This is a genomic window from Neptunomonas antarctica (assembly GCF_001305295.1).
Taxonomy (GTDB): Bacteria; Pseudomonadota; Gammaproteobacteria; order Pseudomonadales; family Balneatricaceae; genus Neptunomonas; species Neptunomonas antarctica.
The window spans coordinates 1-25,498 of record NZ_LJSI01000050.1 but is presented as its reverse complement, the minus strand read 5'-3'; the positions used below and the strand labels follow the sequence as shown (position 1 = coordinate 25,498).

The following is a 25,498-nucleotide window of genomic DNA, read 5'->3' as shown; positions in this document are numbered from 1 at the left end:
CCGCTATCTTCAGGCCACTTTTTGCACAGTGACGTTTAGACTAGCTGCCCTTTACCGCGCACCGATGCCAACGCAAAGTTCAATACCAGCGCTAAAAGTAACAACACAAAACCTAATGCAATGCCCTGAGCAAACTCACCTTTGCTGGTTTCCAGCGCGATGGCTGTTGGGATGTTACGGCTATAACCAAGAATATTTCCACCCACCATCATCGAACAACCCACTTCAGATATAATCCGGCTAAAGCCCGCTAACAATGCTGCCAATAAAGCAAATCGTGCTTCGCAGGCCAACGTAACAGAAGCCCTCGCGCAATGTGCGCCTAGAGTGCGTGCCGTTTCCCATGCACGCCGGTCGATACCTTGAAAGGCGGCGTGACTCATACACACCAAAACAGGAAAACACAGCAGAATTTGTCCGATCACCATAGCAGGCTGACTGAATAGCAGGTGCATTTCACCAAACGGCCCGCTACGTGACAGCAGCAAGTACAGCGTCAGACCAATAACAACGGTAGGCACTGCCATTAACGCATTAAACACCGCAATAACAATCCAGCGGCCCGGAAAATCAGTCATCGCCAACAAAAAGCCGACTAAAATAGCAGGTATCGCCGACAATAAAATAGCCATCGTCGATACCCTGAAAGAGACGCCAATAATGCTCCACAATTCAGCATCCCAGCTGAACAACAATGCCAGCGCCTCTCTACAGGTGCTCAATAGGCTCGTGTCCATCAGCAACCCATCGATAAAATAATAGCTAATCCGCTCTGCATACGTGTGCTTTGCATAATTATTGAGTCGTTACCACGGGTTGAGCTGAGCCATGAAACAACACTTCTCCATTGATACGAAATCCATTAATCATGGATTGCCCTTCGACGGAGACTAACCACTGTGCCAATGATCGCGCATCCTCTGTATTAAGCCCTTCGTAACGTGCCGGATTCACCAGGATAACCTGATAAGGGTTAAATAAACGCGGGTCACCCGCCACCAGCAATGTGAGCTGCAGACGTTTTTGATAAGCCAGCCAGGTGCCACGATCAGTTAAGGTATACCCCTGCAGCTCATCAGAAACCTGGAGCACTTTACCCATTCCCTGACCAATCTCTTTATAACCCTCAAATCCCACCGCAACTCCCGCAGATTTCAATAGAGCCAGCTCTTTTTTATGAGTACCCGAATCATCTCCACGGGAAATAAACACCGATTGGCTATCCGCTATGGCGCGCAATGCACTGACAACATCGGAACTTCCCTTAATGCCAGCAGGGTCATTGGCCGGACCGACCACAACAAAATCGTTATACATAACACTTTTTGCCTCAACGCCGTGCCCCTGATCAACAAACTCCTTTTCAGCGGCCGGTGCGTGTGTGACCAGCAAATCCACATCACCATCACGCCCCATACGCAACGCTTTACCTGTGCCTACAGAGATAACATGAACTTTAACGCCATATTTTTTCTCGAATACTGGCAATAACTCATCGAGCAAACCGGAGTTATAAGTACTCGTGGTGGTCGCCAGGCGAATAATATTTTCTGCAGCGCTAATCGTGAACGATAGGCAAAACAGCAAGACCATTGATGACAAACATGAGATCCATTTTTTCATTGCTTTTACTCTCGTAAATAATGTCGGTGTCGTTATTGATGATGTAGCTATAACCCCAAAAGCAATTTAAGTGCCAACCTCATAGCAGAGTAAAAAATGCACATAAAACTAACTTAACTTATTGTTTATATTAATATTTAATAAAATAATATCTTAATTATTTCTCGACTAAAAACTAACTAAGACAATAGTTGTAGCTACAAAATTAATCAATATGGGTCATAATGACCACACTAAAACACTACAGGGTCAATTTGACCCTTGTGCATAAGCTTTTGATCAGCAGCTTACCCATAAGAGTCACGTAGAGAGATTTAAATGCATTCAGAGTCAGATAAGTCCCACATAACGCCTATAGCCGTTTCAGTATTGATCGTCGATGACGAGCCAGGGATGTGCAGCTTCCTGAACAAAGCACTCAAAAAGAAATTTGCGTTAGTAGAGACCGCAGGTAGTGTTGAAGAAGCGGAAGAGTTACGCAAACGCTGCCATTTTGACCTCTTGATTGTTGATATCAATTTGCCTGGCCGCTCCGGCATGGAGTGGAGCGAAGCGCTGGAACACACACAACACAGCAGTGACATTATTTTTATGACGGCCTTTGCTGATTTTGAAATTATAATCAAAGCGCTACGGGCGGGTGCCAGCGACTTTATCCTGAAACCTTTCAGGCTAGAGCAAATGATGAACGCAGTCGAACGCTGCCTCGAACGTCGCGCCATGAGCCGAGCAAACTTTGTCTTACAACGCGAGGTCGAGAAAGCATTTCCTATTACCGACATGATGGGAAACAGCCCATCAATACGACAGGTACAAGAAGTTATTCACCGTGTCGCGCCGACGCCTTCTGCGGTTATGATTGAAGGCGAATCAGGTACCGGCAAAGAGCTCGCCGCCCGCATGCTGCATCAGTTCAGTAATCGCAGTGGCGCTTTTGTTCCGATTAACTGCGGCGCAATCTCACCTGATTTATTAGAAGCAGAACTGTTCGGCCACACCAAGGGCTCGTTTACCGGCGCAGTAAAAGCACGTGATGGTCTATTCAGTTTTGCCAACGGTGGCACCCTGTTTCTGGATGAAGTGGGTGAAATGCCAGTTTTGATGCAGGCGAAACTATTACGCGCCTTAGAACAAAAAGCAGTGCGCCCGGTCGGTAGCGAGCAAGAGATCAAGATTGATGTTCGTATTATTGCGGCGACTAACCGCCTGCTAAAGGAGGAAGTCGCCGCGGGACGCTTCCGTGAAGACCTGTATTATCGTCTCAATGTCTTAAGCATCACGCTACCTCCATTGCGAGACCGTCGCGAAGATATTCCTGAGCTTATCCATCATTTTTCGAATACCTTATCCCAGGAACTAGGGCTTGCCGCCATTCCTTTCAGCCATGATGACCTCAAAGAAATGCAACACTATCCATGGCCAGGCAATATTCGAGAACTGAAGAATCTGATTGAACGTTGTATTTTATTAGGGAAATTACCGGCCGAGTATTTTCGTGAGCAAAACACCGACCCGTCCAAAACAGCAGGCAACTTTGCAGGCTGGTCGATGGAAGCCGTAGAAAAACAGCATATTTTGCAAACACTCACGCAACATGGTGGTAATAAGTCTTCAGCCGCTCGCGGCCTTGGAATTTCACGAAAAACGCTGGACCGAAAATTGGCTTACTGGGCAACCGAAGAACAAACACCTGTTCATGCTCATACCGACGTTGAGCCAATCACATGATCTCTGCCGGGTGGCATAAAATTAATAGTTCACTACGTAACAAACTTTTATTGTTGACCTTAGCTCCCCTGATTCTCACCGCCATAGGTTTTGTGATGATGACGGTCTATTGGACCAGTAGTTACACTGACCGGCAGCTGTATATGAAAGTGAGGGCTGACCTTGCCGTAGCTCAGGGCACACTTGACATCATGCAGCAACAGCAGCTTGACGCTCTCAGCCAGCTTGCAAGCAGTTATGAGTTTCGCACAAATCTACAATGGGGTAATCAACGCGATATTCAAATACAACTACAGGAAACACGCAAAGGACGACAACTAGACTTTTTGCGCTTTCTGCCTACGGGCCTGATATCCGACATCAAAGATCCTGCACTGGCATCCTTACTGCCTCGTCTATACCAGGGCGAGCCTATAAAAGGTTTAACCGTACTCAATAAAAAAATGCTCGATCGCATCAGTGCAGACCTCGAAAAGCAAGCACACATATCACTGACTAAAACCCCCAGAGCCATCCCCAGCAATCGTATTATTGAAGAAAATGCAATGTTAATCAGAACCTTGCAGCCGGTTAACGATGAGTTTGGTGAACTGATCGGGATTCTCGATTCGGGCAGGATTCTTAACAACACAACTCAGGCCGTCGATACCATCCGCGACCTGGTTTATGGACCCGGTACGCTCCCCGAAGGAGGCATTGGTACCGTAACGCTATTTCTGGATGATGTACGCATCAGCACTAACGTCCCTCAGAATCAGCACATCAGCTATAACAAACAGATGTCTTTGCAAGAGCGCGCTATTGGCACACGGGTATCCGCAGAGGTTCATCAACATGTGATGACACAAGGGCTCACCTGGATCAACCGGGCATTTGTGGTAAACGATTGGTATATCTCTGCTTACAAGCCTTTAGTTGACTTAAATAATCATCGTATTGGGATGATATATGCCGGTTTTACCGAAGCCCCCTTCAACGATATTTACTATACAACACTTTTTGAATCTGGCAGCCTCATCGGCCTTATTATGCTGGTCTCGGGATTCCTAATCCTACGCCATACACGCTTGTTGCTTAATCCTTTAGCACGTATCCACTCCATCGTGACCGCTGTACGTGATGACGGCTCTATGCAGTTGCGCATTGGCACGCTAAACACATCTGATGAACTGGTTGACCTTGCGCGACAATTTGATGCCATGCTGGATCTGCTGGAAAATCGTGAACAAGAGATTTTACAAGCCCACGACCAGCTGGAGATCACGGTTGAAAAACGCACCCGTTCACTACGCAACAGAACAGAAGCGCTGAAGCAACATATACGCTTACTGAAAACCACCCGTAAAAAGCTATTAGCCAATGAAAAGCTGGCCGTCTTAGGCGAACTAACAGCCGGCATTGCTCATGAAATAAATAATCCCGCGGCTGTCATACTCGGTAATATAGATTTACTGGTTGCCGAACTGGGTGATGCGGCAGAGCCTGTTCAAGAGGAAGTCGATATGGTAATTCGACAGGTCTATCGCATCCGCTCACTGATTAACAACTTGCTACAATACAGCCGCCCCGACCATTACGTCGATAGCTATGAAAGCTACCCGATAGACCAGATTATTGATGACACTCTGCTTTTAGTCTCTCACGCACTCGAAAAGCAGCAAGTAAACATAGATAAATTTTATACTGCCAACTGCCTGGTACAAGTCAATTATCAGCAAGTACAACAAGTGCTAGTTAATCTTATCCTTAACGCATCCCATGCACTGACTGAACCCGGGAGTATCCAGCTACACACAGCAGACTGGTTCAATGAAACGAACCAGCAAGGCGAATTGAATGGGGAGCTAAGAGCTGAATTAAAAGGTGTCGTTATTCAGGTAAAAGACAAAGGACTCGGCATTAAAGAGGAAGATTTACAACATATATTTGATCCGTTTTTTACGACCAAAAAGAGTGGTACCGGCCTCGGACTCTCGGTAAGCTCCGGCATTATCCGTCGTCATGGCGGCGACATTACGGTGGACTCAACACCCGGTGAAGGCACGGTGTTCTCAGTTTATTTACTTAGGCAAGCTAACCTATCAGAAGACAGCGAATTAGAAGCGATACTCGACGGTTTAACGGCAACAGAGCGCACCCATCGGCGCAGCTTAGCCAGTACACCAACCAGCTAACTCACATCTCTATTGAACCTCTACTCGCCATCAGCATTCCAGATTAACCGCCCGCTGCGGTTTAGATTATAACCTTGCAAACGATGCGCCAGCAGTGTTCCTTCAGAGCCTTGCAAATACTCAAATAATTGCTGTAACAAGCGACGGAAATACACACCTCTGGGCACCACCAGATCAAAGTTTTCCTCGCATACCGGTATGAACCCTAAACCAAATTCTTTTGCCACACTGAGCGTTCCCGGGCCAATATCGGCCTCTCCCCTGGCAATCATAGACACCATCTCTCGCTCAGAGTAAGCCGTATGACTCACCGTTAAACGCTCAAAGGGATAGGAATATGACATCAGCCATTCCTTTAAGAAACGCTGTGACCCAGATCCCTGTTGCCGAACTACCCAGCGAGTACTCTGATGCATAGCTACGTCAGGATCTTCAAAGCGTGACTGATCCTGAGCGCGCACAATCAAGCCCTGACTACGACAAAACAGATGAACAAGAATCCAGTTTTTGGATTGGCTGTATTGCTGTATTAATGCGGGATGTCGTATTTCACTTTCTTCAGCCCGCCCCCAATGGATAACACACGCATCCGCATGTCCTTTTTCTAACAACTCCAGCCCCATCTTTGTTCCCGTCACGGAATAACTGAACAATGCTTGTGCGCGGAGCTGCTGAGTCAGACGAATAGCCGCCGCCTGCAAGAGAGGGTCATCACTGCCCGCCAATATAAGACGGTCAGTCAGCAAACCGCCATGACAACTATCCAACAACCAACGATCTACCAATACTCTTGGAAACAACCACTTACCTGTTAGTTTAGTGGCAGGAATTTTACCTTCAGCAGCCATAACATAGATTTTTTTCTCATTCAGGTGCAGATATTCTGTCAATTCACGCACTGTTAAAAATGCTGAGGGTAATTCACTCACGATAGTGCATCCGCAACGTCCATTTTGCGTGACGGCACAGCATCCAGTAGCAGTGAATCTTTACCGCTAAATAACAAAAAATGCTTACCTTTAGCACGCGCCAACATGGTAATTCCCAGCTCTTGCGCCAACGCCAATCCCATCTGCGTGACGCCTGATCGTGATAACAGCACGGGGATTCCCATCTGCGCGACTTTAATCACCATCTCAGACGTTAAGCGCCCCGTGGTGTAGAAAATTTTATTCTCATCACTGATACCATCCAGCCACATCCTGCCAGCCAGAGTATCCACCGCGTTGTGCCGGCCAACATCCTCGACAAAGGCAACCACCTCTTCTCCTTCGCAGATAGCACAACCATGCACAGCGCCCGCATTTTTATAGGTTTCATTGTGCGCATTCAGATTATTAAGCAGCGCATAAATAGTACTTTGCTTTATATTGACGCCAGGCAATGACACTTCAGCTAATTTATCCATCAAGCTGCCAAACATGGTGCCCTGTCCACAGCCGCTGGTGACAGTACGTTGCTGCAACTTCTCTTCCAGCCCCGGCGGCTCACCCTCTGTGACCACCACCGCAGATTCAACCTCCCAATCCACCTGAATGGCCCGCACTTCCTCCAACGCAAGAATAAACCCCTGATTGCGCAGATAACCCAGAACCAAGGCTTCAGGATCACTGCCCAGCGTCATCAGGGTGACAATTTCACGTTTATTAAGGTAGATCGTCAGAGGGCGCTCGCAGGCGACCTCTACCACACGAAGATCACCCTTTTCATCAAACGCTTGCACTGACTCCGTTAAATTAGTCGCCGCCTTACTTAACACTAACGCCGTATTTTTCGCTTCATGGGAACGGGTCATGGGAATACTCATTAATTTCTTGTCAATTACTATTGGCTTAGCAATTTCTATTCCTGTTTCTTACATAAGCCAGCAACAGTCTAAAATTCCAGAATATCCAGAGAAAATAAGACAATACAAGGCAACAGCGGATCTGCAGCATAGATACACTTATTTACAAGCTCAGATCATAGGTCAAAATGTCCCACTTGCTGTTACAACTGTCCCTTTTTTACCAACAATAGCCAGATCAAATACGACTCAGCTTCCAGTTTATATCTCACACGCCCCCCTGAAATCGCCTCAACTCCCTTTAAACCACCCCGGCTCCGCCCAAAACTTATCGTAAACAGCATACTGGCTCGCCCCTTGCTAAGACTTTATACACAGCAATAGATACACCTATATATACACCCATAACCGGAGTCGGATGATGTCAGCTAGCAAAAGCACCGATCGTTGGCCCATGCAAATCACCCTACAGCATGAAACATTACTGACGCGCGGCTGGGAAACCGAGCGCTGGAGCATTAAGGATTTAATGCCTGACGTAGCCGAACGCGCAGGTTATAGCAACATTGAACTAACGCTTCATAAAGATGAACGCAGCGCTTATCGCTTCAATTTAAACGCAGCATCCCCTCACCTTTTCGTGTTATGTAGCGAAGATGAAACAGACAACGCATTAACAGCCATACATATGACGGCCAGCCAGGACGAAGCCGCTTCGTTTATGGACGGTGAACATCAGGTATTGGAAATACCGATGCCGGCGGCGGTGCAATGCTGGATAGATAGCTACCTCGGAATTCACGGAGAGCTGATAGACGAAGGCAAGAAAAAGAAGAGAAAAGGTAAGGGGCGCAGCAGTGAACGATAAAACATTTATCTCGCGCTGGTCCCGTCTGAAATCTGAAAAGGCCGCTCAGGCACGCACCTCCGAAGACGCTCCTGACACAGCAACACAAACAAGCACGTTAGCAACGGGCGACATCATTGAAGCATACCCCGACGCGCCACTCGGTGAATTTTCCACACCCGATAGTGAAAACGACTCCGCGTTAACCGAATCATCTGAGCCTACCGAATCATCTGAGCTTACCGATTCATCTGAGCTTACCGAAACATCTGAGCTTCCCGAAACACCTGCGCTTACCGATGAAGATATGCCTGCGCTCGAGAGTTTAAGCGAACAATCCGACTTTAGTCAGTTTTTCTCTTCCGGTGTCAGCGATGAACTTCGCAACCTGGCCTTGCGCAAACTATTTAACCTACCGCAATTCAACATCCGCGATGGACTCAATGATTATGACGATGATTTTAGCAAAATCCCGGTACTCGCCAAAGAAGTAGCCGCCAAGGTGCTGGATTGGTTACATGAAAACCAAAACCCACTGACATCAGGACTAGAAAAAGAGCCCTCAGCCGAGCAAATACAAGAGCCCTCAGCCGAATTAGCACAAGAGCCCTCAGCAGGACTAATACAAGAGCCCTCAGCCGAATTAGCACAAGAGCCGGCAATAGCCGCATCCGACCTAACCGAAAAGCACATAAGTGATTTTCACGAAGACGTTAGGGAACCCTATGCCAATAGCAAACACTTCATTGAGGCAGAAGATGACTTGGGTGACGCCGATCTACACGGCTAATAGCCGAATTGATACATAAGCCAGGGGGCAGGCAGACAATATGTCCCGTTCTTAAGCAAATCGAAACAAAACGATCCGATCGATACCGACTTTAAGGCGTTATTCTCAGATTTTTCTGGTTCAGCTTTTGCTTTACTTATAACAGTGACAACAACCTGTCCGATTGAAAACAGGTTGTACCGTTGACAACATGAATAATAAGCAGCTGTCGATACCAAGACAGACTGTCCGTAATCGTTAAAGGTTACACATGTTGGCAGTGGCCAGGTGAGGTATGACATGAAGAACGAGCAATCCCTGAACAATCTGGCACGACAAGCAGCACAACAGCGTGTACTGCCCCCCCATAACCTGGCACCGGCTACCGTCGGTTTTAGCACCCAGGGGCACCTGCTGATTACCGGCTCAGAAGATATGATTCGCCTGGCTGCCGATCAGCTGCAAGACATGGCCAGTATCACCCTATTATGTACTGAGGCTATTCAGAATACCGACAACGCTCATATTGAGCAGGCACTGGCGGCGGCAGCGACCTTGCCTGCCTACCAAACAAAGATAGAAGCGGTAAAAGGTTTTTTGGGGCAGTTTCAAGTCAGTATTCGACACGAAGAGCAGTCAATCGAACTCGCCAAATTAGCGCAAAACCGAGCTACCTTTGATTTAATACTCAATCTGGGTAAAAACTCACTGTTTACCACTGAGCTGGCGCCTGCCGGTTATTTTCACATAGCCCCTGACGCCGACAATTTTAGTGATGTTATCCAGCAGCTCCCCGAGTACATCGGCGAATTTGAAAAGCCGCGATACTTTCAGGTTAATCAGGATATCTGTGCGCATTCCAACCGTGGCCAAACCGGTTGTACCCGTTGTCTTGATGTATGCCCGGCCAATGCCATCAGCTCGATTAAGGATCTGATTAGTATCGATCCTTACCTGTGTCATGGCGCGGGAGGCTGCTCCACCGCCTGCCCAACCGGCGCTATCACCTACACCTTACCTAAGCCGACTCGTCTTCTGGATTACCTACACAAACTGCTGCACGCCTACAAGGAAGCCGGCGGCACACAACCTGCTCTGCTACTGCATGATCATGAACAAGGCCAGCAGATTGTTACTGAACTGCTCGCTCAATTGCCGGGTAATATTATACCGATTCAGCTCGAAGAACTGGCGGCGGCGGGTCAGGAGATTTGGCTGTCTGCCCTGGCAGCAGGCGTTAGCCATATACTGTTATTGGATACACCGACGTTACCTGAATCCATGCGTGCATTGCTCACACGTGAAGTCAGGCTCACACAAATAATGCTCAGCGGTTTAGGCTATAGCGAATCCCGGTTACAGATAATTGACCGCGAACAGTTAAACGGTAACAGCCTTGAGCTAATAAACAGCCTCTTGGCCGATCAATTAAACAGCCATGAGCGAATAAACAGCCCTGAGCTCTTAAACAGCCCTGAGCCAGCTAACAACTCCCTGGCTATTGACATAACCACCCCTACAACGACGCCTGCAGCCATGCCGGAACAGCACGACAACAAACGTGATGTACTGTTTGCGGCCCTGGATCAGCTTATTGCACAGGCACCTGCGCATGAATCTACACCTGAAACGCCGCCATTACCCGCACACCTCACCCTGCCGGCGGGCTCTCCTTTTGGTCAAGTAAGCATTGATCCGTCAAGCTGCACCTTATGCTTGTCCTGTGTCGCCGTTTGCCCGACGCAAGCGCTGACCAGTGGAGGAGAAAAGCCGGCACTTAATTTTACTGAGCAGAACTGCGTGCAATGCAATCTGTGCGAACGCGCCTGTCCTGAAAATGCCATCACGCTCGAGCCACGCCTGCTGCTATCGGACACTCGCAAACAGGCTGTCGAAATCCATGCCGATGAAGCGTTCGAGTGCATCACCTGCAGCATGCCTTTTGCGCCGCGCCGCACGATTGACAAAATGCTCGACAAGCTTAGCGAACACCGCATGTTTCAAGGCGCAGCGATTAATCGTTTAAAAATGTGTGCAGACTGTCGGGTTAAAGATATTTATACCGACCTGAATCAGCATCCAGAAAAACAACTTGAACTGTAAGCACGCGGAGTCATCGACCATGAATATGATTAATACTACGCCTGCGCTGCAGGAAACCGACCAGTTAAGAGCAGATATCTACGCCCTGCTAGCGACATTACTCCGCAACGCACCTGAAACTGAACTCTTGGCGTGGCTAGCCAGCCTTGAACCCGACCAAGACGAAGACACGCCCATGGCGAGAGCCTGGAGCACGCTGGCACTGACCGCCAGACATAGCAAGCCACAGCAACTCGATAATGAATATCACCATCTTTTTATTGGTGTCGGCCGTGGCGAATTGATGCCTTTCGCCTGTTGGTATCTGACAGGCTCCCTGATGGAAAAACCACTGGTGCTGTTACGGGAAGACTTAAAGCGACTCGGTTTTGAGCGTCAACCCAGCGTTAAAGAACCCGAAGACCACATTGCCGCACTCTGTGAGGTTATGAGCCTGCTGATCACCAATGGTCACGGCTATGCCACACAGCATCAGTTTTGGCAGCAGCATTTAGCGAGCTGGGCTAATCGATTTTTTAGCGATGTACAGACCGCAGATAATGCCGTTTTTTACACGGCGGCGGGCCTGCTAGGCAACGCTTTTATGCAACAAGAGGATAACTGGTTTATACAACTATCACCGGCGGTACGCGAAAACGGACAGCAACAATAACAGCAACAATAATAAAAACAGCATGCTTGACAGTTAAGCCACTGACATAGCGATTTTAAAGAGCGGAGATATATTATGAGCCAGCAAGAAAAACCCAATACAGAACGCCGCGGATTTCTGAAAACACTAGGCCTGGCAGGCACCGCGCTCGGAGCGGCGGCCGTTGTGGGCACAGTAGAAGCACAAGCAAGCACGCCAGAAACTGACGAAAAAAAGCAAAGTGCGGGTTATCAGGAAACTGAACATGTACGTAGCTTTTACAACACATTGCGTAACTGATAGCCGTACAGCTGAGGATCTGAAAAATGAGACTAACCAAAAAATCTGACTCGTGCGCCGCTACATCTAAGACGTCGGGGCTGGGCCTTAGCCGCCGCCGCTTCCTGCAAAACTCGGGTATTGCTGCGGGGGGTGTCGCCACTGTCGGCATGATGGCACCCGGCATGATGCAACAAGCAAAAGCAGCCGCAGTGCCAACAACGGGTGCACCCATTGAAGTAAAGCGTACTATCTGTACGCACTGCTCGGTTGGCTGTGGTGTCTACGCTGAAGTTCAGAATGGCGTTTGGACAGGCCAGGAGCCTGCTTTTGATCACCCTTTCAATTTAGGTGCCCACTGCGCTAAAGGGGCAGCCGTGCGTGAACACGGTCATGGTGATCGTCGTCTGAAATACCCAATGAAATTGGTGGATGGCGAATGGAAAAAGGTCACCTGGGCACAAGCCATCGATGAAGTCGGTGACAGGATGCTGAAAGTACGCGAAGAATCCGGCCCGGATTCTGTTTACTGGCTCGGCTCCGCTAAATTCAGTAATGAGCAGGCCTATCTGTTCCGTAAGTACGCGGCGCTTTGGGGTACCAATAACGTCGACCATCAGGCCCGGATTTGCCACTCTACTACGGTAGCCGGTGTAGCCAATACCTGGGGTTATGGAGCGATGACAAACTCGTTCAATGATATCCATTTCTCCAAATCTATTCTCCTGATCGGTTCCAATCCGGCAGAAGCGCACCCGGTGGCCATGCAGCACATACTGCGCGCCAAAGAACGCAACAAAGCACATATCATCTGTGTTGATCCACGCTTCACTCGTACGGCGGCTCACGCCAATGAATATATCCGCATTCGCCCGGGCTCTGATGTGGCGTTCGTCTGGGGTCTGTTGTGGCATATTTTCGAAAACGGCTGGGAAGATAAACAGTTCATCCAGCAACGTGTTTACGGCATGGATGAAGTACGCGAAGAAGTCAGCAAATGGACACCTGAGGAAGTCGAGCGTGTCACCAGTGTAACCGGCGAGCAGATGCACCGCGCCGCCAGAGAGCTGGCTGAAAACCGCCCTGGCACCATTATTTGGTGCATGGGTGGCACCCAGCACACCACAGGTAACAACAATACCCGTGCCTACTGCATCCTGATGCTGGCGCTGGGTAACATGGGCGTTTCGGGCGGCGGTACTAACATCTTCCGTGGCCATGATAACGTACAAGGCGCGACGGATCTGGGTGTACTATCGCATACATTACCCGGCTATTACGGACTTTCTGATGGCGCCTGGAAGCATTGGGCCAAGGTCTGGGATGTAGATATGGAATGGATCAAAAACCGTTTCGATCAGAACGTCTATCGCAAACTTAAGCCAATGAACGACAAAGGCATTCCGGTTTCTCGCTGGATTGACGGCGTACTTGAAGATAAAGACCGCATCGACCAAAACGACAATCTACGTGTTATGGTCTGCTGGGGCCACGCGGTTAACTCCCAGACACGCGGCGTTGAGATGAAAAAAGCGATCGAGAATCTCGATACGCTGGTCATTATTGACCCCTACCCAACCCATGCGGCCGTTATGTCCGACCGCAAAGACGGTATTTATCTACTACCGGCCTGCACCCAGTTTGAGACGTACGGTTCTGTGACGGCATCAAACCGCTCGATACAATGGCGAGACCAGGTCATTGAGCCGCTTTTTGACTCCAAACCTGATCACGAAATCATGAATCTGCTTGCAACAAAACTCGGTTTTTCCGAACAGCTATTCAAAAATATCGAAGTTAAAAACGACCAGCCCGTCATCGAAGACATTACTCGCGAATTCAACAAAGGGATGTGGACGATTGGTTACACCGGCCAAAGCCCTGAACGTTTGAAGCTGCATCAGAAAAACTGGCACACCTTCAACTACGATACGTTACAAGGTGAAGGTGGCCCGATATCAGGCGAATACTACGGTATGCCGTGGCCCTGCTGGGGAACCGCAGAACAAGGCCATCCGGGCACACCGATTCTGTACGATACCAGCAAGACCGTTGCCGAAGGTGGCTTAACCTTCCGCGCCCGCTTTGGTGTTGAACGTGAAGGCGAAAACCTGCTGGCTGAGAACTCCTTCTCTAAAGATTCAGATATCAAAGATGGCTACCCTGAATTCAGCGATAAGTTACTCAAAAAACTCGGCTGGTGGGATGACCTGAGCGCCGCTGAAAAAGTACAGGCTGAAGGCAAAAACTGGAAAACCGATCTCTCCGGCGGTATCCAGCGTGTAGCGATCAAACATGGCTGCTCTCCTTTCGGTAACGCCAAAGCGCGTGCCGTAGTCTGGACCTTCCCGGATAAAGTACCCCTGCATCGTGAGCCGTTATACAGTTCACGCCGCGATCTGGTCAGCAAGTATCCTACCTGGGATGACGCCGAATCCATCTACCGCTTACCGACCCTCTACAAATCAATTCAGGATAAAGACCTGTCTGAAAAATACCCTATCACCATGACGTCTGGCCGTCTGGTCGAGTACGAAGGCGGCGGTGAAGAGACCCGTTCCAACCCTTGGCTGGCAGAGCTTCAACAGGAGATGTTTGTTGAAGTAAACCCGGTGGATGCCAACAATATCGGCTTCAGGGATGGCGACGATGTCTGGGTCGAAGGGGCTGAAGGCGGTAAGGTTCTGGTGAAAGCGCTGGTAACTCGCCGTGTTGCTGAAGGCGTTGTGTTTATGCCCTTCCATTTCGGCGGACGTTTCCAGGGTAAAAACCTCACCGACAAATACCCTAAAGGGGCAGCACCTTATGTCACGGGTGAAGCCGCCAATACCGCCTTCACATACGGTTATGATCCCGTCACTCAGATGCAGGAAACGAAAGTTACCTTGTGTCGTATTAACAAAGCAACCGCCTAAGGAGTAACAGATTATGGCTAATATGAAATTCCTCTGTGACTCCAAGCGTTGCATCGAATGCAACGGCTGTGTCACCGCATGTAAAAACGAAAACGACGTTGAATGGGGCATCCAACGCCGCCGCGTTATTACCATCAATGACGGCGAACCCGGAGAAACCTCAATCTCTGTCGCCTGTATGCATTGCTCAGATGCGCCTTGTATGGCGGTGTGCCCTACGGACGTTTTCTATCGGACCGAAGATGGCATAGTGCTACACAATAAAGACGGTTGCATCGGTTGTGGCTACTGCTTGTTCGCCTGCCCATTTGGCGCGCCGCAGTTCCCGAGTAGTGCCGCCTTTGGTGAACGAGGGAAAATGGATAAGTGCACCTTCTGCGCAGGCGGCCCTGAAGAGGATCACAGCCCGGAAGAGAAAGCCAAATACGGTTCCAACCGTATCGCTGAAGGCAAACTGCCCCTGTGTGCCGAGATGTGCTCTACCAAAGCACTGCTGGCCGGTGATGCCGCGGAGGTATCTGACATCTTCCGTGAGCGCGTCATCTATCGTGGTCACAATGATGGTGCCTGGGCACAAACCCAGAACGCATCTCAATACGAAGCAGACCTGGCTTACGATGCAACCCAACCTAAAGCCTGATAAGCCTTAACCCTTAACGCGCCGGAATATTCCGGCGCCTTAGCATGAGGGGGATCTATGATTCCACACAAATGGTTCAGTCTTAAACTGCCATTTCACATCATACTGCTGCCCTTGTTGGCGCTGACATTAGCACTCTCACTGTCGTTTGCAGGGCTTACACACGCCGCCAGTGCTTCAGAAGGCGACGCGTCTGACACACGCTCTTCTGCAGCCCGTTCTTCGACAGCAAAAGTGGCAGGTTTTGCCGGCCCCGAGTACTGGAGAGCCGTCCAACAAGGTGAAACCGGTCGTACCCAGTCACAGGCAAGAGAAGCGAATCAACTGATCAACGTACAAGGTGAAGAGTGGCGACAATGGCGTAACCAGTGGGTCACACCAATAGGCGCCTATGCACTGGGGGGTACACTTGCCGTACTGCTTACTTTCTACCTCTTAGTAGGCCAAAGTAAACTCGCCTCCCCGCGCACGGGTAACACCATTGAACGCTGGAAACGTTTTGATCGTGCCCTACACTGGACTGTCGCAACGCTGTTTATCATCTTAACGATATCGGGCTTAACCCTGCTGTACGGGAAGTTCTTCCTCCGTGCCGCTCTGGGAGATTCGCTCTGGGGTAACTATGCCACCGCCTGTAAATTAGCGCATAACTACCTTGGCCCACTCTTTGTACTCGGCTTATTAGTTATGATCATCAAATGGATGAAACATAACTTCTTTAACAGCACAGACATTAAATGGTTTATGCAAGGCGGCGGCATGGTGGGTAAAGCCCATCCGAGTGCGGGCTACATGAATGGCGGTGAAAAAGCCTGGTTTTGGCTCCTGACAATAGCCGGGCTTGTGGTTTGCGTCAGCGGTCTGGTAATGGATTTTCCAAACTTTGACCAATATCGCGAGACCATGCAACTGGCTAATCTGATTCATGGCTCCGTATCGCTATTGCTGATAGCCGCTTCGTTTGGGCATATCTATATCGGCACCGCCGGTACAGAAGGTGCGCTCGAAGGTATGAAAACAGGCCATGTCGATGAAGCATGGGCTAAACAGCATCATGATCTTTGGTATAAAGAGATGAAAGGCGAAGTGCGAACAGAAGGAACCGACAGGCACTAGTACGAGGCTTTTTAACAAGCGGCTCTTTAACAAGAGCCTTTCGAACAAGGGACTAATAACTTCAAACTTTATAGCAAAAATAAGGCCTGTATAGACTATTAATAAGCATATACAGGCCTGGTTTCGTTTGAACCCCAAGTAACCCGGCTCTGTGGTCACAATGGGTAGCTTACAGGATTACACCAAATCGAAACGGTCTGCGTTCATGACCTTTGTCCAGGCGGCCACGAAGTCTTCCACGAACTTCTGCTGGTTGTCGTCCTGAGCATAGACCTCAGCGTAGGCACGCAGCACCGAGTTGGAGCCAAACACCAGATCGACTCGGGAAGCAGTCCACTTCACGGCATCCGTTTTACGATCGCGGATTTCGTACAGGTTGCGTCCGGCCGGCTTCCAGGTGTAAGCCATATCGGTCAGGTTGACGAAGAAGTCGTTAGTCAGCACTCCGACACGATCGCTGAACACGCCATGCTGGCTGTCACCGTGGTTGGTACCCAACACACGCATCCCCCCCACCAAAACAGTCATCTCGCAAGCGGTCAATCGCATCAATTGAGCACGGTCGAGCAGCAACTCTTCGGCGCTGACGACGTAGTCTGTCTTCAGCCAATTACGGAAACCATCCGCCAGCGGCTCAAGTACGTCGAAAGACTCAGCATCCGTCATGTCGGGCGTGGCGTCGCCACGGCCAGGGGCAAACCAAACCGTCACATCAACACCTGCGGCCTTAGCCGCTTGTTCAACACCTACGTTACCCGCCAGCACAATCACATCTGCTACGCTGACGCCAGTCTCGGCGGCAATCTTCTCCAGCACCACCAGTACCTTGGCCAACCGGGGCGGTTCATTGCCTTCCCAGTCCTTTTGCGGAGCCAAACGAATGCGTGCACCGTTGGCACCGCCGCGCTTGTCTGAACCACGGAAAGTGCGGGCACTGTCCCACGCCGTGGATACCATATCACTGATGCTGAGGCCACTGTCGGTAATCTTCGCTTTGACGGCGGCTACGTCATAGTCCTTACGACCGGCAGGTACCGGATCTTGCCAGATAAGGTCTTCTTTGGGTGCATCCGGGCCAATGTAGCGGGACTTCGGCCCCATGTCGCGATGGGTCAGCTTGAACCAGGCGCGGGCGAAGGTCTCAGAGAAGTAAGCCGGATCATTATAAAAGCGTTCCGATATTTCCCGATAGGCCGGGTCCATCTTCATGGCCATATCGGCATCGGTCATAATCGGATTATGACGGATGGAAGGATCTTCTACATCAACCGGCTTGTCTTCTTCTTTAATGTTAATGGGCTGCCACTGCCACGCTCCGGCCGGGCTTTTTTGCAGTTCCCAGTCGTAGTTCAACAGCATGTCGAAGTAGCCGTTGTCCCATTTAGTGGGATGAGTAGTCCAGGCACCTTCAATACCACTAGTTACTGTGTCACGGCCGATGCCACGACTGGTCTGATTGTTCCAGCCCAACCCTTGCTCTTCAAGGTCGGCGCCTTCCGGTGCGTCACCAAGATTGTCAGCACTGCCGTTACCGTGGCACTTACCGACGGTGTGCCCACCCGCGGTCAAGGCCACGGTTTCTTCATCATCCATCGCCATGCGGGCAAAAGTGATGCGTATGTCATGGGCGGTTTTGAGCGGGTCAGGCTTTCCGTCCACCCCTTCCGGGTTCACATAGATCAGCCCCATCATCACAGACGCGAGCGGGTTTTCCAGGTCGCGCTCACCAGAGTAGCGACTGTTAGCGCTGCCGCTGGGCGCTAGCCATTCCTTTTCTGCGCCCCAATAGGTGTCTTTTTCCGGGTGCCAGATATCCTCCCGGCCGAAGGCAAAGCCGAACGTCTTCAGGCCCATGCTCTCGTAGGCCATGCTGCCCGCGAGGAGAATAAGATCGGCCCAGCTGAGTTTATTGCCGTACTTCTTTTTAATCGGCCACAGCAGGCGGCGGGCCTTGTCGAGATTGGCGTTGTCAGGCCAGGAATTCAACGGCGCAAAGCGCTGATTGCCTGTGCCGCCACCGCCACGACCATCGGCAATGCGGTATGTGCCCGCAGAGTGCCAGGCCATGCGGATCATCAGGCCGCCGTAGTGTCCCCAGTCCGCAGGCCACCAGTCCTGACTGTCGGCCATCAGGGCTTTGAGGTCTTTCTTCAGTGCATCGACATCGAGCTGCTTAACCTCTTCGCGGTAGTTGAAACCAACCCCCAGCGGATTTGTCTTACTATCGTGCTGGTGCAAGATGTCAAGATTCAGGGCATTGGGCCACCACTCCATGTTCGATAGGCTGGCCGAGGTAACCCCACCGTGCATCACCGGACATTTTCCCGCTGTGCTCAGATCTTTTGTATTCATATTTTTCTCCGTTCTCAGCTACGTTGATTGAGTTTTGTGAATATGACGACCGGATCGTGAAAATAACGTCGTATGGAATGGCCTGAACGTGCAGATAATTCAATGGCCATCAATTCGCGGTGGGCCGTAACGACTATTCAGTTAAGCCGCCTGAATTTTTACTTCAGGTTGTTCATTATCATACTTACCGGCATCAAACGTTCCAGTATCAATAAGTGGTGATCTGATTAAATGATCAAATGCGCTTAATGCGGCAGTTGAGCCTGCTCCCATCGCGATAATAATCTGCTTATAGGGAACAGTGGTTACATCCCCTGCAGCAAAAACACCGGGTATCGATGTTTGACCTCGATTGTCGATAACAATTTCACCGTGCTTGCTCAGTTCAATATCACCTTGCAACCATTCAGTATTAGGTATCAGACCAATCTGCACAAAAATACCCGCTAACTCAACATAATGCGGCTCATTAGTGGCGCGATCTGTATAGTTCAAGCCCGTTACACGCTGCCCGTCACCGCTGACATCTGTCGTCAGCGCCTGTTTGATAATGGTGATGTTACTCATTGAATTCGCCTTGCGTTGTAATATCGCATCGGCGCGTAATGTATCGCTAAATTCAAGTACGGTTACGTGCTCAACAATACCTGCCAAATCGATAGCAGCTTCGATACCTGAATTACCGCCACCAATAACAGCAACGCGTTTGCCTTTAAACAATGGCCCATCACAATGCGGGCAGTAGGCAACGCCTTTACCGCGATACTCCTGCTCACCCGGCACATTCATTTCGCGCCATCTGGCACCTGTTGAGAGGATCACCGATCGACTTTTTAACGTTGCACCGTTTTCCAACTCAACACTGATCAAGTCACCTGCTGTTAGTTTTTTGGCTTTCTGGCTGTTCATCACGTCAACATCATAACTCAGCACATGCTGCTCAAGATTTGCTGCCAATCCAGGGCCATCGGTTTCATTAACGGAGATAAAGTTCTCGATCGACATCGTATCTAATACTTGCCCGCCAAACCTATCAGCAATAACCCCGGTTCGGATTCCTTTACGTGCAGCGTAAATCGCTGCGGCTGCACCTGCAGGGCCACCGCCGACTATCAGCACATCATAAGGTTCTTTTTCAGATAACGCGGCGGCGTGCTTTTGGCCGCCACTCGTATCGACCTTGTTTAGAATTTCAGCTAATGTCATTCGGCCTTGTCCGAACAATTCACCATTAAGATAAATAGAAGGCACAGCCAGTATGTTTCGCTCATTCACTTCATTCTGAAACAGTGCGCCATCAATCATGGTATGCGTAACATTCGGGTTCAACACTGCGATCAGGTTCAACGCCTGCACAACATCCGGGCAGTTCTGACATGCCAGGGAAATGTAAGTTTCGAAATGAAACTCCCCTTGCAACTGTTCAGCCTGCTGCTGTAATGCGGCTTCCGCTTTAGAGGGATGACCGCCAGCTTGCAGTAAAGCGAGGACTAAAGACGTGAATTCGTGCCCCATGGGTATACCGGCAAACCCGACACGGGCATCTTTTCCTGCCGCTCCAATTGCCATTAATGGTGCACGATGTGTACTGTTCGCCTCTATTTGTTGTGTTTGTAACGTAATTTTTTCTGAAAGCGCCGCAATTTCCGTGGCTAACGCTTGTAGTTCTGCAGACTTAGGCGAGTTGTTAACGGACACAGAGATCTCAACCGGATTAACGATTTTTTGTAGGTATGTGTCTAATTGGTTCTTAATACTTGCATCTAACATAACCTTCTCCTATTGACTGTGGTCCGGAAAATTTCGGGAAGCCTATAATGAAAACCGGATGAAACTCTAATAAAAATGATACTAAACACGGCCAATACATCGATAACAACCGGCTCAATCCGGCAAGAAAGAGCCAGCTCTAATCGATTGATAAATATGTACTTTATCTTTTATTGACCACTATTAAATTTTACCGACCAGATCCAATGAAGGCGCTAGTGTTGCTTCACCCTCTTTCCATTTTGCTGGGCACACTTCACCCGGATGTGTAGCTACATACTGAGCCGCTTTAATTTTGCGCAGCAATTCGCTTGCATCACGCCCGATGCCACCAGCATTAATTTCGATAATCTGGATTTTTCCTTCTGGATCGATAACGAAGGTTCCACGTTCAGCCAGACCGACTTCTTCAATCATCACACCGAAGTTACGTGTAATAGCACCGGTTGGGTCGCCGATCATTGGGTAGTTGATCTTACCGATCGTTTCTGAAGAGTCGTGCCATGCTTTGTGCGTGAAATGCGTGTCAGTTGACACTGAATAAACTTCTACACCAATAGCCTGCATTTGGTCGTAATGATCAGCAAGGTCGCCAAGTTCTGTTGGGCAGACAAAAGTGAAATCCGCAGGGTAGAAAAACACAACTGACCACTTCGCTTTCATGTCTGCGTCAGTTACATCAATGAACGCACCGTTATGAAATGCAGAGGCTTTAAAAGGTTTTACTTCGGTATTAATGAGTGACTGTGACATCGTATTTCTCCTGGAAAGTTCATGTTGTTTCGATAAGGAGATAATAGAAAATAGCGGGAATTTATTGAAATTGAACATTGCTAACCGGGCGATAAATATTTCCTATCGCCACTTTTAGCTAACTGATAAATAACATTTCGATCGGCGTTTCGCGGGCTGGTTTTTTCGATGCGCGGGTTCTGTTACCAGAGAAAGGAGTTCGGTCACCTTAAGCTAAGGAGTCACGAACTAAGGCAAATCAACTAGGAAACTAAGGTAAAAAGGGCTTTAACCTTTAACCGCCGACAAAGACAGATGAAGTAAACAGTCTTGCTGATGGTTTTATTATTGGCCGCTGACGCGGCCGATAAGAGTTACTTTGGCCTATTTACTTGAGAAGGCTCATATGTGTGATGCATTTTCGTGAATTTCTCTCAAATATACAGGGTAATCATTCGCAGGTGGGATTGCAGGGACCTGATACATTAAATCGCCCACAAAACCTCTGTGGTAGGTTGAGTGATTTACAACATGAATAATCATGTCTGCACGTGACATAACTCCCTCACCACCGCCTACGAATTGAAACTTAATTATTTCAGATAATCTTTCATCTGATAATTTTTCGGCATAATCGACATACCACTTATCCATAACCCTTTGCAGCTTCCAAAGTTCTTCAAGTGGTGGATGGCTCTCAGTGTTACGTGCAGTATAGCTATGAGAATTTCCAAGAATATGTGCTTTAAAAATATCGTCAATGACGTAAACATGATTAAGGGTATGGACCATATTAGCGAAGCGCGTTTGTCGTTTCTTTGTGGCTTCCCCCTCCGGAAGATCATGAACTGCTGAAAAAGTTAATTCATTTGCCCATGCTTTGTATTTCGTGAGAATCTTAATCGTTTGAGATAGCTTCATAACACTCCCTAGCTTTATTCATGGTAGTCATACCAACGCCCATTTAAGGGGCTGATAATTGTTTGCAAAAATGTGAGCGAAGCGGAACCGAGTAAACTGTTAGCAGTCCCGCTTTAAATTCTTGTTATGTTTACTTTGGAAATCCTGAAACTTTAGCTACTTGCACACCATTTTTATGCCATTCAGCTTGTTCAGAACAAAATATTTGAGCGTCGAGCTTTATAGACGGCTCTCCATTTAAACTACCCGCTGGCACAATTAAAGATTTACCACTTTGCGACAAAAACGGTAAACCAGAACCACAGTTTTCACAAAAGGCTTTAGAAAAGGAACGTTTTGGATGATCATAGCGTTTTATTTTATCAGCCCCATTAACCCAATTTATATTGTCAGGTGAAGTAAATAGGTTAGATGCGTGAGCAGTACCTGTTAATTTTCTGCATTGCTCACAATGACAAAAGAAAAAATTGCTGAAATTATCTTCAAGTATAAATTCAACGTCCCCACAGCAACAGCTACCTGAAATTATATTAGCCATAGTTAACTCCAAGTTGAGTAAATGATTGTAAACATAACGCCGCGCTCTGCGGCAATTTTGGAGCGCAGCGGAAAATTGTCCGGCAGCAGCGCCTTGATACTTATTGAGCCTTCTCCCCCAGCCACCGCAGTCGCGGTAAGCTGGAAGGCAATCCAACCAAAAAAGGAGAAGACCCATGAATTTCTACAATACCACTCATCTCCATTATTGTGGAATCGATTTACATGCCCGATCCCTTTACGTATGCATCATCGATCATGAAGGCAAAACGCTGTTGCATAAAGAGATATCCGCCAACCCAGAACCACTTTACCAACTGATTGAACCCTATCTTGATGATCTCGTCATGGGTGTCGAATGCATGCACTGCTGGTACTGGGTGGCCGACTTTTGTGAAGATCACGGTATTCACTTTATTCTGGGCCATGCGTTATATATGAAAGCCATACATGGCGGTAAAACTAAGAATGATCGGATCGATTCTTACAAAATTGTTAAATTGATGCGCGGTGGCAATTTTCCGTTCGCTTATGTCTACCCACGAGAGATGCGGGTCACACGCGATTTACTACGGCGACGGACACGTATTGTCCGCCACGGTGCTGATCTTAAAGCGCATATCGTGAATACGACGAGCCAATATAATCTGCCACCGAATAAAGTTAATCTGAAAAATATCTGTGCGCGCGATCAACTCAAATCGACGTTTGAGAATCCCGAGGCGCAACTCAATATCGATTTAGATCTCAATATTCTGGAGTGCTACCACCGCGAGCTAAGCAAACTCGAATGGCACCTGGAACAAAAGGCTAAACACCATAACCCCGTCTGCTTCACCTTACTCAGAAGCATACCCGGTGTCGGCCGTATTTTGGCACTCACGATCTTGTATGAAATTGGCGATATCCAACGTTTTGAATCAGTACAAAATTTTGCCTCATACTCACGACTGGTCAAATGTAAGGCCGAGTCCGCCGATAAAACGTACGGTACTCAGGGTAATAAGATTGGTAATGCCCATTTAAAGTGGGCGTTTTCTGAAGCCGCCGTCCTCTTTTTACGCGGCAATCCAAATGCTCAAAAATACTTACAACGACTCCAAAAACGGATGAATAAAGCCAAAGCATTATCGGCACTGGCCCATAAATTAGGGCGTGCTGTGTATTTTATGCTGAAGCAGGAGAAGGTCTTCGATGAGAATAAGTTTTTAGCGGGTTAGTCACGCAACGAGGTGAGCTGAACGTCTAACTGGATCGCACTCGGGAGAGTGATGAGTACTTACGTGTGTTAACTGATGCTCGACATCTGAAAAGGTACTCTACTCCTATTCATGAAGCCCGTGCTCTTGATTAGACACCTCGTTGGCGTGCATTAGCATCATCAGCAAGTGCGCTTACACCTGAGCTGAACCTGAAACTAACTGGAGCGTGCAGCCCGTCTTTTGAATAGGACAGCCACAGGTTAACCGATGAATATCTCGGCTTTGGCTTCCTGCGTCGCTCTATCTCCTGCATCCTTGCAGTCGTAGTGCCCCTGATATTACTGAAGGACCGGTAATCAGGCAGCGGATAACTCCGCAGTAAGAGAGCCTCTATGCGCCCGAAGAAGTGCCCGTGGTATGTTTGCTGTAAGTGTACTTAACAGCCGACAAAGACAGATGAAGTAAAGAGCCTTGCTGATAGTTTTATTATCGGCCGCTGACGCGGCCGATAAGAGTTACTTTGGCCTATTTACTTGAGAAGGCTCATATGTGTTATGTGTGGCCTTGCTATGTTGCATTTAGAAATGCCCCACCGTTTACTCCTGCCATAGTAAAGCTAAATAAAAACACAAGAATACTTAACATTGATAACCCTGCTTTAAGCCAAAACTTTTTAGCCAAGCAATATAAGAATACAGCCGCACCAAAGAGAGAACTAATAAGGCCTAAAATAACAACCGAAATTTCCCGAATTAGCATTGCCTGAACAGTGACGTCCTTTGCACTAAATAAGTATAAATCATAATGCACCACTCCTAGCAGGACTAAGCCAAGTAACGCTGGAACGATGATTAATGAACTCAACTTATTCATACGGCTACACAAAACGTCGGCTGAACAAATTTATTATGCATTAATGCCCAATATTCCAAATACTTCATTCTTTCTTAAAGTCCAAACTCTTAACTCACACCCCAAATATTTAGGAGAACTATACCTTATCCCTGATGAAAAAAGTCCATCTGCAACCTCAACAATGAGGCTTTCTCTTGGAATAATGTATGTTCCTCCAATACAGCTTAAGACAATAAATTCTTTATATACAGCGTGTCTAACCAACGGCCAAGTATAATTTAGAAGATTTATTCTGCCGCCGCAGATCTCCTCAATTTCGGGATGCAATCCTGTTTCTTCTGGCGTTCTCATTCTTTGTGCTCGGATAGCAACAAATGCAACCAATGTAAATATTGCAAAAAACACTGAAACTATATAAATAATAGATAACTCCATATCTACTCACTGATGCATAACGTCGCCAACAGTGGCGACTAAATGTGGCGGCCTATTTTTGGCCGGCGCGTTTAGGCGTCCGG

The 25,498-nt window shown here is 48.4% G+C and carries 23 protein-coding genes; 12 read left to right on the top strand and 11 right to left on the bottom strand.

Annotated elements, in window-relative coordinates:
• Positions 1-35 precede the first annotated feature (35 nt).
• Together Nant_RS12945 and Nant_RS12940 are read right to left on the bottom strand one after the other, a co-directional pair.
• A complete protein-coding gene (locus tag Nant_RS12945) occupies positions 36-737 on the bottom strand; it encodes an ABC transporter permease (protein ID WP_054342088.1) in 702 nt (233 codons plus the stop codon).
• 58 nt (positions 738-795) lie between these two features.
• Positions 796-1,623 (bottom strand): ABC transporter substrate-binding protein, encoded by an 828-nt coding sequence (locus tag Nant_RS12940; RefSeq protein ID WP_054342087.1) that lies wholly within the window; start codon positions 1,621-1,623, stop codon positions 796-798.
• 318 nt (positions 1,624-1,941) lie between these two features.
• Here Nant_RS12940 and Nant_RS12935 point away from each other — a divergent pair, with 318 nt between their 5' ends.
• Positions 1,942-3,351, top strand: a complete 1,410-nt coding sequence (locus Nant_RS12935; RefSeq protein ID WP_054342086.1) for a sigma-54-dependent transcriptional regulator — start codon at positions 1,942-1,944, stop codon at positions 3,349-3,351.
• Entirely contained in the window at positions 3,348-5,525 is a 2,178-nt protein-coding gene (locus Nant_RS12930) for a sensor histidine kinase (RefSeq protein WP_054342085.1), read from the top strand. Before Nant_RS12935 ends, Nant_RS12930 begins: the two co-directional genes overlap by 4 nt.
• Before the next feature lie 20 nt (positions 5,526-5,545).
• On the opposite strand, the gene Nant_RS12925 is transcribed toward Nant_RS12930, so the two are convergent.
• On the bottom strand, positions 5,546-6,454 hold the full coding sequence (locus tag Nant_RS12925; RefSeq protein ID WP_054342084.1) for a helix-turn-helix transcriptional regulator: 909 nt from the start codon (positions 6,452-6,454) through the stop codon (positions 5,546-5,548).
• Positions 6,451-7,320 (bottom strand): formate dehydrogenase accessory sulfurtransferase FdhD, encoded by an 870-nt coding sequence (gene fdhD, locus Nant_RS12920; RefSeq protein WP_054342083.1) that lies wholly within the window; start codon positions 7,318-7,320, stop codon positions 6,451-6,453. The genes Nant_RS12925 and fdhD overlap by 4 nt, the downstream gene beginning before the upstream one ends.
• Between fdhD and Nant_RS12915 the strand changes: the two genes are divergently transcribed.
• From Nant_RS12915 to Nant_RS12875, 9 genes are all read left to right on the top strand, one after another.
• Positions 7,319-7,648 (top strand): hypothetical protein, encoded by a 330-nt coding sequence (locus Nant_RS12915; RefSeq protein ID WP_054342082.1) that lies wholly within the window; start codon positions 7,319-7,321, stop codon positions 7,646-7,648. The two genes, fdhD and Nant_RS12915, sit on opposite strands and share 2 nt — an antisense overlap.
• An 81-nt stretch (positions 7,649-7,729) precedes the next feature.
• Entirely contained in the window at positions 7,730-8,179 is a 450-nt protein-coding gene (locus Nant_RS12910; protein WP_076496081.1) for a DUF3305 domain-containing protein, read from the top strand.
• Positions 8,169-8,948 carry a DUF3306 domain-containing protein gene (locus Nant_RS12905; RefSeq protein WP_054342080.1) on the top strand — a complete coding sequence of 260 codons (780 nt, stop codon included), beginning with the start codon at positions 8,169-8,171 and terminating at the stop codon, positions 8,946-8,948. Before Nant_RS12910 ends, Nant_RS12905 begins: the two co-directional genes overlap by 11 nt.
• Before the next feature lie 279 nt (positions 8,949-9,227).
• The gene (locus Nant_RS12900; RefSeq protein WP_054342079.1) at positions 9,228-11,030 is read left to right on the top strand and encodes a 4Fe-4S binding protein; all 1,803 of its coding nucleotides are present in this window, start codon (positions 9,228-9,230) and stop codon (positions 11,028-11,030) included.
• Positions 11,031-11,049: 19 nt separating this feature from the next.
• Positions 11,050-11,682 carry a TorD/DmsD family molecular chaperone gene (locus Nant_RS12895; protein WP_054342078.1) on the top strand — a complete coding sequence of 211 codons (633 nt, stop codon included), beginning with the start codon at positions 11,050-11,052 and terminating at the stop codon, positions 11,680-11,682.
• Between the two features lie 75 nt (positions 11,683-11,757).
• Entirely contained in the window at positions 11,758-11,961 is a 204-nt protein-coding gene (locus Nant_RS12890; RefSeq protein WP_054342077.1) for a twin-arginine translocation signal domain-containing protein, read from the top strand.
• A 26-nt stretch (positions 11,962-11,987) separates the two neighbouring features.
• Entirely contained in the window at positions 11,988-14,855 is a 2,868-nt protein-coding gene (locus tag Nant_RS12885; protein ID WP_054342076.1) for a formate dehydrogenase subunit alpha, read from the top strand.
• A gap of 13 nt (positions 14,856-14,868) precedes the next feature.
• Entirely contained in the window at positions 14,869-15,495 is a 627-nt protein-coding gene (fdh3B, locus tag Nant_RS12880; RefSeq protein ID WP_054342075.1) for a formate dehydrogenase FDH3 subunit beta, read from the top strand.
• A gap of 57 nt (positions 15,496-15,552) precedes the next feature.
• Positions 15,553-16,611: a formate dehydrogenase subunit gamma gene (locus Nant_RS12875; protein WP_054342074.1), complete on the top strand. Its 1,059-nt coding sequence runs from the start codon at positions 15,553-15,555 to the stop codon at positions 16,609-16,611.
• Between the two features lie 177 nt (positions 16,612-16,788).
• On the opposite strand, the gene katG is transcribed toward Nant_RS12875, so the two are convergent.
• The 5 genes from katG to Nant_RS12850 all read right to left on the bottom strand — a co-directional run bounded on the left by katG (position 16,789) and on the right by Nant_RS12850 (position 22,924).
• Positions 16,789-18,963 (bottom strand): catalase/peroxidase HPI, encoded by a 2,175-nt coding sequence (katG, locus tag Nant_RS12870; protein WP_054342073.1) that lies wholly within the window; start codon positions 18,961-18,963, stop codon positions 16,789-16,791.
• A gap of 141 nt (positions 18,964-19,104) precedes the next feature.
• Complete coding sequence (ahpF, locus tag Nant_RS12865) at positions 19,105-20,733, bottom strand: alkyl hydroperoxide reductase subunit F (protein ID WP_082400251.1); 1,629 nt, start codon at positions 20,731-20,733, stop codon at positions 19,105-19,107.
• 183 nt (positions 20,734-20,916) lie between these two features.
• Positions 20,917-21,486: an alkyl hydroperoxide reductase subunit C gene (gene ahpC / locus Nant_RS12860; protein ID WP_054342072.1), complete on the bottom strand. Its 570-nt coding sequence runs from the start codon at positions 21,484-21,486 to the stop codon at positions 20,917-20,919.
• A gap of 381 nt (positions 21,487-21,867) precedes the next feature.
• Positions 21,868-22,386: a DinB family protein gene (locus tag Nant_RS12855; protein WP_054342071.1), complete on the bottom strand. Its 519-nt coding sequence runs from the start codon at positions 22,384-22,386 to the stop codon at positions 21,868-21,870.
• 130 nt (positions 22,387-22,516) lie between these two features.
• Complete coding sequence (locus tag Nant_RS12850; protein WP_054342070.1) at positions 22,517-22,924, bottom strand: GFA family protein; 408 nt, start codon at positions 22,922-22,924, stop codon at positions 22,517-22,519.
• Positions 22,925-23,099: 175 nt separating this feature from the next.
• Here Nant_RS12850 and Nant_RS12845 point away from each other — a divergent pair, with 175 nt between their 5' ends.
• Complete coding sequence (locus tag Nant_RS12845) at positions 23,100-24,143, top strand: IS110 family RNA-guided transposase (RefSeq protein WP_054342069.1); 1,044 nt, start codon at positions 23,100-23,102, stop codon at positions 24,141-24,143.
• Between the two features lie 549 nt (positions 24,144-24,692).
• On the opposite strand, the gene Nant_RS12840 is transcribed toward Nant_RS12845, so the two are convergent.
• Together Nant_RS12840 and Nant_RS12835 are read right to left on the bottom strand one after the other, a co-directional pair.
• On the bottom strand, positions 24,693-24,998 hold the full coding sequence (locus Nant_RS12840) for a hypothetical protein (protein ID WP_054342068.1): 306 nt from the start codon (positions 24,996-24,998) through the stop codon (positions 24,693-24,695).
• Between the two features lie 33 nt (positions 24,999-25,031).
• Positions 25,032-25,415 carry a hypothetical protein gene (locus tag Nant_RS12835; protein ID WP_054342067.1) on the bottom strand — a complete coding sequence of 128 codons (384 nt, stop codon included), beginning with the start codon at positions 25,413-25,415 and terminating at the stop codon, positions 25,032-25,034.
• Between the last annotated feature and the right edge of the window lie 83 nt (positions 25,416-25,498).